The organism is Ancylobacter sp. FA202 (assembly GCF_000380205.1).
In the GTDB taxonomy this organism is placed as follows: domain Bacteria; phylum Pseudomonadota; class Alphaproteobacteria; order Rhizobiales; family Xanthobacteraceae; genus Ancylobacter.
On record NZ_KB904818.1, the window covers coordinates 2,215,696 to 2,229,040 of the forward strand.

The following is a 13,345-nucleotide window of genomic DNA, read 5'->3' on the forward strand; positions in this document are numbered from 1 at the left end:
TAGCGGCCTCAATCGGCCAGATCGATACCCGGATGGCCAAGCCGCCAATAGGCGGCGATGGCGCATCGGCGTTTGGCGAGGCCGCGCTCGCCGGTGATGAGCCGGCGAAGCGCCCGCGCGGTCTTCTGCTCGCAGCCCGCCCACACATGAACGTTCTCCGCGTCCGGCGGAAAGGCGAGCGCGCGCACCGCCCGTTCCAGCCGATCGCCCGTGCCGGGGGCGGCACCGTTGCGGTGCAGCCATTGCACGTCGAGCCGGGCGAGGGAAGGCAGGGGCTGCTGCTCGCGGTGATCCGCCACTTCCAGCCGGATCACCGCCTCGACATCGGCGGGCAGCGTCGCCACCATGCGGGCGATGGCCGGCAGCGCGGTCTCGTCGCCCGCCAGCAGGTACCAGCGGGCGGGCGGCAGGCCGGCGCCGCCGGGGCCGAGCAGGCCGACCCGATCGCCGGCACGGGCATGACGGGACCAGTCCGCCCCCGGCGTGGCGAGGCCGGGGTGCTGCATCACGTCGAGGGCGATCTCGCCGCGGGCCAGATCCACCTCCCGCACCGTGTAGACGCGGGGGGTGAGCGCATCCGCGCCGCCGGGCCAGATCGTGCGCCCGTCCGGCGCGGCATGGGGCCAGACCGGATCACGGCCGGCCGGGGGAATGAGCACCCGCACATGCAGCCCGCCGGCGGCGAAATGCGCGGCGTCGCCTGCCAGCACCACGCGGCGCATCAGGGGGGTCAGTTGCCGGGTTCCGGCGACCCGCATCTCGCGGAAATAGGGCAGGCAGGGGTTGCCCGCGCCATGGCCTTCCCAGGCGAAGGCGGCAACCGTGCCGGCCGCCGCCGCGTGGATATGTTCGGCCAGCTGCATCTTCAGCACCGCCAGCCGGTCCTCGCGGTCGCTGCGGGCGCGCAGGGAGAGACGGCCGGGCGCCTCGACCGCCAGATCGACCTCGCCGCACCAGTTCTCCAGCCGGGCGGCGCCGGACAAGCGGTGGCGGGTCGCCTCCGGTTCCATCCGGTCGCACAGAAGGGCCAGCAGTTCCGCCGGCGCGGCGCAGGGTATGTGAGCAAAAGCGGTGAATGGGTCAGCCATGCCGGCGTCCTCCCCGTTGCAGAAGCCAGATGAGGTAGGGCCCTCCGACCAGCGCCGCGAGCAGGCCGGTCGGCAGCTGATAGGGAAAGGCCAGCGTGCGGGCCAGCCAATCGGCGAGCAGCAGCACCCCCGCGCCGATCAGCGCCGAGGCGTAGACGAAGGCCCGCCCCGAGGCGAAGCCGGTGAGGCGCGCCAGATGCGGGCCGATCAGGCCGACGAGGCTCAGCGGGCCGACGAAGAACGCCGCCACCCCGGTCATCAGCGCCGCCAACAGAGTGAGGGCGAGCTGGCTGGCGCCGACCGGCACGCCGAGCGCGGCGCTCACCCCCGCGCCGAGCGGCAGGATCTCCAGCCAGCGGCCGAGACCGGCGACGGGCAGCAGCAGCACCAGCGCGCAGGCCGCGAGCATCCAGGCCTCATGGGTGCCGACCCGGTCGGTGGAGCCGGACATCCAGGCCAGCAGCCGGAAGCTGCCGGGCCCGCCGGCGGCGAAGACGGCGGAGAGCAGCGCGAACCCGGTGCAGCCGAGGGCGATGCCGGCGAGCAGCAGCCGTTCCGCCGCGAAACCGGTCCATGCCGCCATCAGCAGCACCAGAGCGAGGGCCCCGAGCGCCCCGCCGGCGCTGGCGGCGAGCAGCAGGGCGGCGCTTGGCGCGGGCGAGAGGGTGAGCGCGAGTGCGAGGCCGACCCCGGCGCCGGCGCTCACGCCCAGCACTTCCGGCCCGGCCAGGGGATTGCCGGTGAGCCGCTGCATGATCGCCCCTGCCGCCCCAAGCAGCCCACCCGCCGCCGCCGCCGCGACGATGCGGGGGATGCGGAACACCGCCAGCTCGGCCAGAAGCGGGCCGGTGGCGAGCGCCCAGCCATCGAGGTCGCGCCCCGCCAGCAGCGCGAGCGCGCCGATCACCACCGCCCCGGCCGCCAGCAGGGCCAGGGCCCGGCCGGGCCGGCGCAGGCGCCGTGCGTGGCCGGTGGCCATAGGCGGTTGCGGCGCGGAGGCCGGCAGCCGCGGCAGCAGCCAGAGCAGCAGCGGCCCGCCGAGCAGGCCGACCGCCGCGCCGGTGGGAATGAGATCGCCGCCGCCGCTGGCGGTGAGCTGCACCAGGCTGTCGGTGATCCACAGCATCAGCGCCCCGATCAATGGCGCGGCGAGCAGCAGCGCGCCGGGTCGGCGCGCGCCGGCGAGGCGGGCGAAGGCGGGGGCGGCGAGACCGACAAAGCCGATCACCCCCACCTGCGAGACGACGCTGGCCGCCAGCCAGACGGCGAGCGCGATGAGGACGAGCCGCATGCCCTGCACCGCCATGCCGAGGCTGCGGGCGGCGGCATCGTCAAGAATCATCAGCTCCAGCGGGCGCAGCAGCAGCAGGGCGGCGCCGGCGCCGAGCGCCAACCGCGTGCCGATGAGCAGCGCCGGCTGCCAGTTCTGCTGGTGCAGCGCGCCGGCGCCCCAGATGAACAGCGAGAACACATAGTCGCCGCGCGCCAGGATCAGCGCCGCGCTCATCGCTCCCGCCATGAGCGAGAGCGTCATGCCGGCGACGACGACCGTGACCGGCTCGAAGCCGCGCCGCCAGCTCATCGCCAGAACCAGCGCCACGGCAAGGATGCCGCCGGCAAAGGCGGTGCCCTCGCGGGAGGCGGCCAGCAGTGCCGGGGCGAAGGCCAGGGCGAGCGTCAGCGCCAGCTGGGCGCCGGCGGCGATACCCAGCGTCGAGGGATCGGCGATCGGGTTGCGCAGCACGCGCTGCAGCAGGGCGCCGGAAAGCCCCAGCGCCGCCCCCGCCAGCAGCGCCGTCGCCGCACGCGGCAGCAGGCTGTGCCAGAGCAGCAGCTGTTCCAACGACGTGGCGTCCTGGCCCTCCAGCGCCGGCTGGCGGGCCAGAACCAGCGCGAACAGGACGGCGCCGAGCACGGCGAGCGCCAGCCCGACATGGACCGGGCGCAGGCCAGCGGGGCGGGGGAGTGTCAGCTCAGCCAAGACGCCCCCCTTGCCGGGCGGCGTCGCCCTCGGCCCGCAAGGCCGCGCTCAGTAGCCGGGCGAAGCGCGCGGCGGTCGGCAGGCCGCCGAACGGGTCGACGCTGTCGAGCACGGCGAGGCGACCGTCGCGGACATTGGGCAGCGCGTTCCACAGCGCGCTGGTGGACAGCACCCGCGCCGCATCCGGCGGCACCGGGCGCAGGATGACGAGGAAGGCCTCGGGAAAGCGCGCCAGCGCCTCCAGCCCGATCGGGGCGGAGGCGGCGTAGGAGGTGCGTTCACCCCAGGCATTAGTTAGGCCGAGGCGGACCAGCACCTCGCCGAACAGGCTATCGGCGCCGAAGACGCGGAAATGTCTGGAATCGCCGAGATTAAGCACCAGCACCGGCCGGCCGGCATGGCGTGCGAGGTCCCCACGCTCGGCGGCGATCTGGGCGTTGACGCGGGCGATCAGCGCGCCGGCGGCCTCCTCCCGCCCGGTCACGACCCCGATCCGCTCCGCCGCCGCCTCGGCGCGCGCGAAGGGTGGGTCGCCGGTGCGGTAGATCGAGAGGGTCTCGACCGGGGCGATGAGGCGCAGCTGCGGCTCCATCTCGGTGTAGTAGTTCGAGCTGAAGATGAGACTGGGGCGCGTGAGCTTCAGCGCCTCGAAATTCGGCGCGCCGCGCAGGCCGATATCGATCACCGAGGCCGGCACCGGCGGCTCCACCGCCACCGCGCGGAACAGCACCAGCTCGGCCGCCGCCACCGGCGTGATCCCCATGCCGAGCAGCGTTTCCAGCAGCGCCCAGTCGATCGTCGCCACCCGCAGCGCGGGGCTCTCGGCACGCGCGACCGGCGCGGCCAGAGACAGCGTCGCGGCCAGCAGGGCGCGGCGGCTGAGGCCCGGCTTTCCGCTCGCGGTGCCGGACCTCACAGCACGTAACTCATCGGCGTGCCGCTGACCGGGTGCGCCATGACGCCCATGTCGAGCCCATAGATCGCGCGCAGCCGCTCCGGCTCCATGATCTCCTGGCACGGCCCGTGGGCGATGAGCCGGCCGCCGCGCAGCGCCAGCAGCGCGTCGCAGGTGCGCGCGGCGAGGTTGATGTCGTGCAGGATGACAATGACGGTCATGGCGCCCTGCGGCCCCGGCCCGCCGGTGGCCTCGCCGCCCAGCTCGCGCAGAATGGCGAGCACCTCCATCTGGTGGGCGATGTCGAGCGCCGAGGTCGGCTCGTCGAGCAGCAGGCAGCGCGCCCCCTGCGCCAGCATCAGCGCCAGCCAGGCGCGCTGGCGCTCGCCGCCGGAGAGGCTGTCCACCGCGCGCTCGCGAAAGGCGGCGAGCCCGGTGCGCTGGATCGCCGCTTCCACCCGCGCCTCGTCCTCCGGGCTGAAGCGGCCGAGCGCGCCGTGCCAGGGGTAGCGGCCGAGGTTGACCAGCTCGCGCACGCTCATCCCGTCGGAGGCCGGCATGAACTGCGGCATATAGGCGACTTCGCGGGCAAAGGCGCGCCCGGCCCACACGCCGAGCGGGCGGCCGTCGAAGTTGACCGCGCCGCCCGTTGGGGCGAGCTGGCGCGCCATCATCTTCAGCAGCGTGCTCTTGCCGGAACCGTTCGGCCCGATCAGCCCATAGACGCGCCCGGCCGGGAGGTCGAGTGTCAGCGGGGCAAGGATCGCCCGCTCGCCGACCGTGAAGGCCGCCTCGCGCAGCGACCAGAGCGCGCCGGCCGGCGCTGGGTGCGCCCGCTCTACCATTTGTAGGAGAGGGTTCCGACCACGGTGCGGCCATCGCCATAGTAGCAGCCGAAGAAGCCGCAGCTGGCGACATAGGTCTCGTCGGCGATGTTGTTCACATTGAGCTGGGCCTTGAAGGGGCCCTTCTCATAATGGATGGCGGCGTCGAACAGGGTGTTGGAGGACAGGAAGATGCTGTTGTCGTCCAGCGCGTAGCGGTCGCCGACGAAGCGCACCCCGCCGCCAAAGCCGAAGCCGGCGAGGGTGCCGGAGGGAATGGTGTAATCGAGCCAGACATTGGCCATGTTCTCGGGCACGTTGGCCGGGCGGTTGCCGGCATATTCGCCCTGGGTGATCTCGGCGTTCATATAGGTGTAGTTGGCGATCAAATTGAGCCCGTCCGCCAGCCCGGCCACGGCGGTGAACTCGAAGCCCTTCACCTGGACCTCGCCCAGCTGGGTCTCGTAGCTGACGCCGTCGATCAGCTCCGTCGACACCACATTGGACTGGGTGATGTCATAGGCGGCGAGGGTGAAGAAGCCGTTCCAGCCCACCGGCTGGTACTTCACGCCCACTTCCACCTGCTCACCCTGCATCGGCTGGAACGCCGCCCCGCCGAGCTGGGTCGGCATGTTGCCGATGACCGGCTCGAAGGAGGTGGAGTAGTTGAAATAGGGGGCGATGCCATTGTCGAACAGATAGGTCAGCCCGACGCGGCCGGTGAAGGCGCTGTCGTCCTGGTCCTGCGCGGTATCGCCGAAATTGGTCAGGCTGGTGGAATCGGTGGCCGCCCAGTCATGGCGCAGGCCGACCGTGAGCAGCCAGTTCTGCAGGCGGATCTGGTCCTGCGCGTAAATGCCGGTCTGGGAGATAGTGCCGTTCACGTCGGCCGTGTACCAGGGCGCGCCGCTGACCGGCTGGTTGTAGACCGGGAACAGGATGTTGATCGGCGAGGCCGTGCCGAATTCGGTGACGTTGGACTCGCTGTAGCGCCGATAGTCGACACCGATCAGCACCTTATGACTGAGCGGGCCGGTCTCGAACGTCCCGTGCAGCTGGCTGTCGAGGTTGAAGGTCTGCTGGGCCTCGGAATTGTCCGACGAACCGCGATTGGCGATCAACGGGTTCGTCGTGCTGAGCGCGCTGTAGTAGAGGCTGTTGTAATCCCAGTCGAGCACGGCGTAGCGGGCGTTCTGGCGAAACTCCCAGGCCTCGTTGAAGCGGTGCTTGAACTCGTAGCCGACGCTGCCGAAGGTGCGGTTGGAGTTGTCATAGTCGGGATCGCCGAGGAACAGGCTGCGCGGCAGCCGCAGGCCGCCATCGGCATCCACCGTGTACTGCACCGGCAGCCCGACCGGGGTGCCGGACTGGTCGTACTGGATGTTGGCCAGCACGGTGAGCGAGGTGTCGGTGGAGGGCTGCCAGGTCAGCGCCGGGGCGAAGAACAGGCGGTTGTCGTCGACATGATCGGTCTGGGTGTCGCCCTCGCGAACGAGGCCGGTGAGCCGGTAGGCGAAATCGGAATGGTCCGGGATCACGCCGCCAATGTCGAAGCGGCCGGTGTAGCGGTCGAAGCTGCCGGCTTCCACCTGCACCTCGCCGAAATTGGTAAAGGTCGGGCGCTTGCTGATGAAATCGATGAGGCCGCCGGGATTGCCCTGTCCGTAGAGCACCGAGGCGGGGCCGCGCAGTACGTCGATCCGCTCCATGCCATAGGGATCGAGGGCCGTAGTGCCGGCCTCGCGCATCAGCTTCAGGCCGTTGAGATACATACTGTTGTCGGCGGAGAAGCCGCGGATGATCGGGCTGTCGAAGCGAGGGTCGGTGCCGAAGGGCTGGGAGACGACGCCGGCGGTGTAGTCGAGCGCCTGACCGACATTCTGCACGGCGCGAGCGTCCATCTGGTCGCGGGTGACGACGGAAATCGACTGCGGCACCTCGATCAGCGGCGTGTTGGTCTTGGTGCCGGCGGTGCTGCTGCGGGCGACATAGCCATCGACCTCTTCGGTGGTCCGGCGGCCCTCGATGTCGATCTGTTCGAGCTCGATCGCCGCCGCGCGTTCCTGCGCCCGCGCCAGGCTGGCCGGAACAATCATCGCCGCGCCGCCCATCAGCAGCGATACCATCGAGAGGCCCAGCCGTTCGCGCATCATGCTACCCGTTCTGAAACAGTTGAGATGAGTTATAAAGAAGCGTTTCCCTCCGGCCCCAGGAAACACCGCTTCATAGCAATGAACATCCAGCCGTTCTTGTCGCATCCTCTTGTGTTTTGGACGATCGTGTTTTCTATTGCGCGTTGATTGAATGGATTTGGCGCCAGAATAAGGCGAGATGCTAGTTCATAGTGATTCTAATCTATGAAATCCCGCATTGATATTGGCGAACGGCACGCAGGATGACATTCCAACCCCGCATGACCTCGTCGGTGGAGGGCATCACCCTTCTGGATGACCTGCACTGGCGGCGCTGGAACGGTATCATCGCCGATGTCTGGCATGTCGCCTGCGCGGCGGGGGCGCGTGGCCACTATGTCTCGCGCGACGCCCGGCTGTTTGTGGTGCTGGAGCGCGAGGGCGCGCGCTCGGATGTGCAGCTCTCGGCCGATGGCAGCCCCCGCACGGTGCAGCGCGCGCCGCACCGGATGAGCTTCGTGCCCGCCGACATGCCGATCTGGTCGCATATCGACGAGCCGGTGCGGGTGCGCCACCTTGATCTGCATTTCCATGCGCCCACGCTCAGCGAGCGGCTGGGCGAGGATCTCGCCGACGACCGGCTGTCGACGCCACGGCTCGACTTCCTCGATCCGCGCCTGTTCACCCTGGCGCAGCTGATCGCCGAGGAATGCACCGGCCCGGACCGCCATCATGATCTCTATGGCGACGGGCTGACGCTGGCGCTGTTCATCGACCTGCTGCGGCTCGGCCGCGCCACGCCGGGCGCGCAGGCCCCGCGCGCCACGCTGTCGCCGCGCCAGCTCCGGCGCGTGACCGATTTCATCGAGGCCAATTGCTCGCGCAATATCCGGCTGCATGAACTGGCGGAACTGACCGGCCTGTCGCAATCCTATTTCAGCCACGCTTTCAAGGCGGCGACCGGGGTGCCGCCCTATCAGTGGCACATGAAGGCGCGGCTGCGGAAAGTGCAGGCGCTGCTCGCCAACTCCGACCTGCCGCTCACACAGATCGCCTCCGCCTCCGGCTTTACCGATCAGGCGCATCTGACCCGCAGCTTCCGCCGCCTCACCGGTGCCACCCCCGCCGCCTGGCGGCGCGCTCATGGAAGCTGACGCCGCGCTCCCTCGATTGCCGGCCTGATTGCCCATCCCCGGGGGACGGGGCAAGGTGCGCGCTGGCGGCTGGCGGCTGGGCCAAGGGGCTGGGGTGTGACCATGGATGCGCGCGCGCGACGCTTTGCCCTTGTGAGTGGCCGCTGGGATGCGTGCCTCGCCGTGGTCGACATCGACGCGGCGCTCGACCCCGCAAATCACGACACCGACCGGGCCGTGCTGGCGCGGCCCCGCGTTACCCCCGATCGGGTGGGGGAGGACGGCACGTGCGTGCCGGCGGTCGGCCTGCCGGTGAGCGTGGCGGCGGTGCCGGCGCTCAATCGCCTGCTCGTGGTCAACCATGCCGGGGCCACTGCGCCGCAGGCGATGGACGGATGCCCGCACGGCCATGCCGGCGCGGTGGCGCTGTTCGAGCTGCGGGCGACGCTTGAGGGGCGGGCGACGGCGCCCGCTCTCCTGCTGCCGACCGGCACGTTCGGCCCGGTGGGCTGCGTCGTTGCCCCGGATGGCCGCCATGTGCTGGTGGCGGCCGGCGAGGGCGCGGGGCTGGAGGATGGCGGCTACCAGATCAGCGTCATCGACCTCGAAGCGTCGGCGCTGCGGCACAATTTCGAGATGCCGCACGCGGGGAGCCCCTGCCCGCACTCCTCGCCGGACGCCGGCTTTGGCGGCTTTCCCAACCCGGCCGGCATCGCCATCGCGCGCGGCGCGCCGGACCTCGTGCTGACCGCCGACGGAGGCAGCGGCACGGTGAGCGTGTTTGCGCTGGCCGATGTGCTCGCGGGCGGGCGGCATCCGCCACTGGCGCGGGTGGCGCTGCCGAGCGGACCTTTCGGCATAGCGGCCAGCCCCGATGGCACGCAGGCGGTGGTGGCCAACCGGGAATGCCCGCGCACGGGCGCGGAAGGCAACAGCGTCAGCTTCCTCGACCTCTCCGCCCTGCGGCGCGGGGAGGCGGCGGCCCCCTTCCATGTCGAGGTCGGCAGCGATAGCGGGCGGCCCAGCCGGCCGATGGGCGTCGCCTTCGCCGCGGACGGGCAGAGCGTCTTCGCCGCCGGATTCCGCACCGGCACGCTCTCGCGGCTGGAGCGCGGCGCGGATGGCCTGTGGCGCGAGGTGCGGCGTGCCACGCTGGAGGGCGTGGACGGCGCCGCCGCCTGCCCGCGCGGCGTGGCGGTGACGGCGGACGGCGCCCTTGTGCTGGTGGCGGGCGGGCCGCGCGGGGCGCCGGAAAGCAGCGTTCTCTGGCTGCTCGATGCCATGACCCTGGCCATGATGGCACGGGTCAGGGCTGTTGGAAACGAGTCCTATTTCCTTGAAGTAGTTGAGGTTTAGCTCCCCGGGCGAATACTGAAGATTCAGTTTGCTTTCCCCAAAGAAAGTGGCAAACTGAATTCATAATTCAAATGCGTCCAAAGTGACGCAGAAATAAAACGCGCCCTGGGAGGGGACCCCATGACTGTTTCACGCCGAGATTTTATGCTCGGGGCGGCCGCTTCGGCATGCCTCCTGTCTTCCGGCGGCGGCTTCCTGCGCGCCGCCAATGCCCAGAGCGGCTGGGTGCCGACCCGCGATGTCGAGCTGGTAATCCCGTTCGCCGCCGGCGGCGGGTCGGATCTTCTGGCCCGGGTCGTCGGCAAGATCATTGTCGAGGAGAAGCTGATCCCGCAGTCGCTGGTGCTGAACAACCGGCCGGGCGGCGGCGGGGCGGTCGGCATCGGCTATGTCGCGGCGAGCCGGCGCAAGGACCCCAACACCATCATCCTGATCAACGGCACGACGCAGATCACGCCGATCCTGAACCCGGCGGCGCGCACGCTGTCGGAGGTCCAGCCGATCATGAACTTCATGCTCGACGACTTCCTGCTCTTCGTGAATGGCGATTCCAAATACAAGACCGCCCAGGAACTGATCGCCGACATCAAGGCCAAGCCGACCAAGACGTTCAACTTTTCCACCGGTGGCACCACCGACATCATGGCGATCACCGTGTTCTCGCGGGCGCTGGGCAAGGACATCAACCCGGTCAACTTCAACAGTGGCGGTGAATCGCTCACCGCTCTGCTCGGCGGTCATGTCGACGGCACGATCGGCAATCCGCTGGAATTCATGGGACAGCTGGCCTCCGGCAAGGTGCGCGCGCTCGGCGTGTTCCGCGATACCCGCTTCGCCGCCATGCCCGAGGTTCCCACCCTGAAGGAGGTCGGGCTCGACGTGCCGAACTTCCAGATGTGGCGCGGCATCGCGGTGCCTAAAGATGTCGACCCCGCTGCCCAGCTCTATTGGCAGGGGGTGATGGAGAAGGTCGCCGCCTCGCCGACGATGAAGAAGTATATCGCCGACAATGTCGCCACCGAGGCGCCCATCGTCGGGGCCGATTTCGTCGCCTTCCTCGCGGCGCAGGAAAAGCTCTATCGCGGTCTGCTGGCCAAGCCGGCCTGAGGAGCGGGCGATGAAGCACCGATTCCTGACCGGCGACATGGGTTTCGCCATCGGCTGGGCTTTGCTCGGCCTGTACTGGATGGTCGGCTCGTTCGACTATCCCCTGTGGTCCGGCTTCGCGCCGGACTCAGGCTTTCTGCCGCTGGTCTATGGCACCCTGCTCTTCCTGCTTTCGGTCGCCGTGGCGGCCTCGCTGTGGTTTGGCGAGGCCGAGGCGGAGGAGGAGCGCGAGCCCCTGACCAAGTCGCTGCTGGTTCTGGCGGCGCTCGTCGTGGTGGTGGCGAGCCTCGGCTTCATCGGCTTCCTGCTGCCGGTCTTCGGCCTGATGATGTTCATCTATCTCTATATCGAGCGGCTGCCACTCCTGCGCTCGGCAGTGGTCGCGGGGCTGGTGACGGCCAGCCTGGCGCTGGTCTTCGTGCACTGGCTCAGCATTCCCCTTCCGCTCGTGACCTGGGATTTCTGACATGGAAGCCTTGATGGATCTCGGCGGCGGGTTCAGCACCGCGCTGACCCCGAACAACCTGATGATGTGCTTCCTCGGCGTGTTTCTCGGCCAATTGGTCGGGGTGCTGCCGGGCATCGGCCCCTCGGCGGCGATCGCGCTTCTGCTGCCGCTCACCTTCGGCAGCGACCCCACGGCCTCGCTGATCATGTTCGCCGGCATCTATTATGGCGCCCAGTATGGCGGCACCATCACCTCGGTGCTGATCAGCGTGCCCGGCGAATCCTCGACGGTTATGACCAGCATCGACGGCTACCAGATGGCGATCAAGGGCCGGGCCGGGGCCGCGCTGGGCATCGCCGCCATCGGCTCGTTCATCGCCGGCACGATCTCGACGCTGGGCCTCACTTTGCTGGCGCCGCCTCTGGCGCAGGCGGCGCTCGCCTTCGGCCCGCCGGAATATTTCGCCCTTGTGGTGCTCGGCCTTGTGGCGCTGGCGGCGGTCAGCGGCCGTTCGGTGCTGAAGGGGGTGGCCGCCGGCGTCGCCGGGCTGTTGCTGGCCACCATCGGCATCGACCCGCAGAGCGGCGTCTCGCGCTTCGATTTCGGCATGGTCTGGCTGCTCGACGGCATCGAGTTCATCGTGCTCACCGTCGCCCTGTTCGGCGTCGGCGAGGTGCTGGCGAGCTGCACCGCCGCGTCCGCCCGGCCGGTGGCGGAGGTGAAGAACGTGCTGCCGACGCGGGAGGACTGGCGGCGCAGCCGCATGCCGATCCTGCGCGGCTCTTTTGTCGGCTTCCTGATCGGCGTCCTGCCCGGCACCGGGGCCACCATTGCCAGCTTCATCGCCTACATCATGGAGAAGAAGCTCTCCCGCCATCCCGAGGAGTTCGGCAAGGGGGCCATTGAGGGCGTGGCCGGGCCGGAATCCTCCAACAACGCCGCCGCTGCCGGCGCGCTGGTGCCGATGCTGGCGCTCGGCGTTCCCGGCTCCGGCACCACGGCCATCATTCTCGGCGCGTTGATCATGTTCGGGCTGCGGCCGGGGCCGGAGCTGTTCACCCAGAACGCCACGCTGGTTTGGGCAGTGATCGCCAGCATGTATATCGGCAACCTGCTGCTGCTGATCATGAACCTGCCACTCGCCGGCGTCTTCGCCCGGCTGCTGAAAGTGCCGTATAAATGGCTCTACCCGCCGATCCTTGCTATCTGCCTGGTCGGCGTGTTCTCGCAGGCCAACAGCCTGGAGGATTGCTGGCTGGTGGTGGGCTTCGGGGCCATTGGCTGGGCCATGAAGCGGTTCGACTGGCCGGCCGCGCCCATGGTGCTTGGCCTCGTGCTCGGCCCGATGTTCGAGAGTTCGCTGCGCCAGTCCTTGACCATGTCGCATGGCACCGCCTTCATCTTCATCAACCGCCCGATCGCGGCGGCGCTCATGCTTGCGGCGGTGCTGTTCATCGCCATCCCGGTGATCGCCGGGCTGCTCGCGTCCCGTCCGCGCCCGGTCAGCGCAGGAGAAGCTCCATGAACAACGATTTCCGCTCCCGCATCGGCATCGACCTCAACCGGCGGATCGGGCTGGAGCCCGGCCTCGACTGGGCGATCGCCAATGGCGTGCGCTACCTCAACATCTGCCTCGACCCGGACCCGGCGCTGCTCGACCCTGCCAATCCCCGCCTCGCCCGCGCCCGGGAAAAGATCGCGCAAGCCGGCCTCACGCTCGGCCTGCACACGCTGTCGGCGGTCAATGTGGCGGAGGAGTCGCCCTTTCTCAGCGAGGCGACGGATGCTTATCTGACCGCCTATCTGCGGGCCGCAAAGGCGATCGGCGCTGGCTGGGTCATCATGCATGGCGGCTATCACTTCACCGCCGACAAGCGCGAGCGGATGGACGTCGCCGTCGCCCGCCTCGCCCGCATGAGCAAGATCGCCGAAGACGAGGGCATGACGATCCTGCTGGAGAACATGAACCCCGAGCCGGCCGGCGCCGAGGTGAAATATCTCGTCCACGACCCGGAGGAGGCGCTGTATTACTTCGAGCGGCTGACCTCGCCGGCGCTGCGCTGGGCCTTCACCACCAACCATGCCCACATGCTGGAGTGCGGTATTCGCGGCTTTCTCGATGTGATGGATCTCAGCCGCTGCGGCGAGGTACGGCTTGCGGATAATCGCGGCGAGATCGAGGAGCATCTCTATCCCGGCACCGGAAATGTGGACTTTGCCGACATCTTCCGCGAGCTGGAGCGGCGCGGCTATCGCGGCCACTACATGCAGGACTATCTCGGCATCGACGACATGCTCAAGGGGCGCGAGATCATTGCCGACATCGCGGAAAAGGCAGTGGCGCGCGAAGCTGTGTAACGAGGCCGGAGGGCGTCGTTTCT

11 protein-coding genes are annotated in these 13,345 nt (G+C 69.3%); 6 read left to right on the forward strand and 5 right to left on the reverse strand.

Features of this window, described 5'->3' with window-relative positions; translation table 11 throughout:
* Positions 1-8: 8 nt before the first annotated feature.
* Genes A3M1_RS0110095 through A3M1_RS0110115 form a run of 5 tightly spaced genes read right to left on the reverse strand, consistent with a single transcriptional unit; the run spans position 9 to position 6,941 of the window.
* The gene (locus A3M1_RS0110095; RefSeq protein WP_018388845.1) at positions 9-1,088 is read right to left on the reverse strand and encodes a siderophore-interacting protein; all 1,080 of its coding nucleotides are present in this window, start codon (positions 1,086-1,088) and stop codon (positions 9-11) included.
* Positions 1,081-3,069, reverse strand: a complete 1,989-nt coding sequence (gene fhuB / locus A3M1_RS0110100) for a Fe(3+)-hydroxamate ABC transporter permease FhuB (protein ID WP_018388846.1) — start codon at positions 3,067-3,069, stop codon at positions 1,081-1,083. The genes A3M1_RS0110095 and fhuB overlap by 8 nt, the downstream gene beginning before the upstream one ends.
* Positions 3,062-3,985 (reverse strand): ABC transporter substrate-binding protein, encoded by a 924-nt coding sequence (locus tag A3M1_RS0110105; RefSeq protein WP_018388847.1) that lies wholly within the window; start codon positions 3,983-3,985, stop codon positions 3,062-3,064. The genes fhuB and A3M1_RS0110105 overlap by 8 nt, the downstream gene beginning before the upstream one ends.
* Positions 3,982-4,809 carry an ATP-binding cassette domain-containing protein gene (locus A3M1_RS0110110; protein ID WP_018388848.1) on the reverse strand — a complete coding sequence of 276 codons (828 nt, stop codon included), beginning with the start codon at positions 4,807-4,809 and terminating at the stop codon, positions 3,982-3,984. The genes A3M1_RS0110105 and A3M1_RS0110110 overlap by 4 nt, the downstream gene beginning before the upstream one ends.
* On the reverse strand, positions 4,803-6,941 hold the full coding sequence (locus tag A3M1_RS0110115) for a TonB-dependent siderophore receptor (protein WP_018388849.1): 2,139 nt from the start codon (positions 6,939-6,941) through the stop codon (positions 4,803-4,805). Before A3M1_RS0110115 ends, A3M1_RS0110110 begins: the two co-directional genes overlap by 7 nt.
* 242 nt (positions 6,942-7,183) lie before the next feature.
* Here A3M1_RS0110115 and A3M1_RS0110120 point away from each other — a divergent pair, with 242 nt between their 5' ends.
* From A3M1_RS0110120 to A3M1_RS0110145, 6 genes are all read left to right on the forward strand, one after another.
* Positions 7,184-8,074, forward strand: a complete 891-nt coding sequence (locus tag A3M1_RS0110120; protein ID WP_026221252.1) for an AraC family transcriptional regulator — start codon at positions 7,184-7,186, stop codon at positions 8,072-8,074.
* Positions 8,075-8,176: 102 nt separating this feature from the next.
* A complete protein-coding gene (locus A3M1_RS0110125; protein WP_018388851.1) occupies positions 8,177-9,409 on the forward strand; it encodes a YncE family protein in 1,233 nt (410 codons plus the stop codon).
* Positions 9,410-9,529: 120 nt separating this feature from the next.
* Complete coding sequence (locus A3M1_RS0110130; protein ID WP_245261628.1) at positions 9,530-10,516, forward strand: tripartite tricarboxylate transporter substrate binding protein; 987 nt, start codon at positions 9,530-9,532, stop codon at positions 10,514-10,516.
* 10 nt (positions 10,517-10,526) lie between these two features.
* Positions 10,527-10,982, forward strand: a complete 456-nt coding sequence (locus tag A3M1_RS0110135) for a tripartite tricarboxylate transporter TctB family protein (protein ID WP_018388853.1) — start codon at positions 10,527-10,529, stop codon at positions 10,980-10,982.
* 1 nt (position 10,983) lies between these two features.
* Positions 10,984-12,489, forward strand: a complete 1,506-nt coding sequence (locus A3M1_RS0110140; RefSeq protein ID WP_026221253.1) for a tripartite tricarboxylate transporter permease — start codon at positions 10,984-10,986, stop codon at positions 12,487-12,489.
* Positions 12,486-13,322: a sugar phosphate isomerase/epimerase gene (locus A3M1_RS0110145; protein ID WP_018388855.1), complete on the forward strand. Its 837-nt coding sequence runs from the start codon at positions 12,486-12,488 to the stop codon at positions 13,320-13,322. The genes A3M1_RS0110140 and A3M1_RS0110145 overlap by 4 nt, the downstream gene beginning before the upstream one ends.
* The last annotated feature ends 23 nt before the right edge of the window (positions 13,323-13,345 follow it).

Bases quoted from the DNA above. Each gene is read 5' to 3' on its own strand.
- A3M1_RS0110095 (WP_018388845.1), bottom strand. From the start codon at position 1,088: ATGGCTGACCCATTCACCGCTTTTGCTCACATACCCTGCGCCGCGCCG.
- A3M1_RS0110120 (WP_026221252.1), top strand. From the start codon at position 7,184: ATGACATTCCAACCCCGCATGACCTCGTCGGTGGAGGGCATCACCCTT.
- A3M1_RS0110125 (WP_018388851.1), top strand. From the start codon at position 8,177: ATGGATGCGCGCGCGCGACGCTTTGCCCTTGTGAGTGGCCGCTGGGAT.
- A3M1_RS0110110 (WP_018388848.1), bottom strand. From the start codon at position 4,809: ATGGTAGAGCGGGCGCACCCAGCGCCGGCCGGCGCGCTCTGGTCGCTG.
- A3M1_RS0110140 (WP_026221253.1), top strand. From the start codon at position 10,984: ATGGAAGCCTTGATGGATCTCGGCGGCGGGTTCAGCACCGCGCTGACC.
- A3M1_RS0110130 (WP_245261628.1), top strand. From the start codon at position 9,530: ATGACTGTTTCACGCCGAGATTTTATGCTCGGGGCGGCCGCTTCGGCA.
- A3M1_RS0110145 (WP_018388855.1), top strand. From the start codon at position 12,486: ATGAACAACGATTTCCGCTCCCGCATCGGCATCGACCTCAACCGGCGG.
- A3M1_RS0110135 (WP_018388853.1), top strand. From the start codon at position 10,527: ATGAAGCACCGATTCCTGACCGGCGACATGGGTTTCGCCATCGGCTGG.
- A3M1_RS0110115 (WP_018388849.1), bottom strand. From the start codon at position 6,941: ATGATGCGCGAACGGCTGGGCCTCTCGATGGTATCGCTGCTGATGGGC.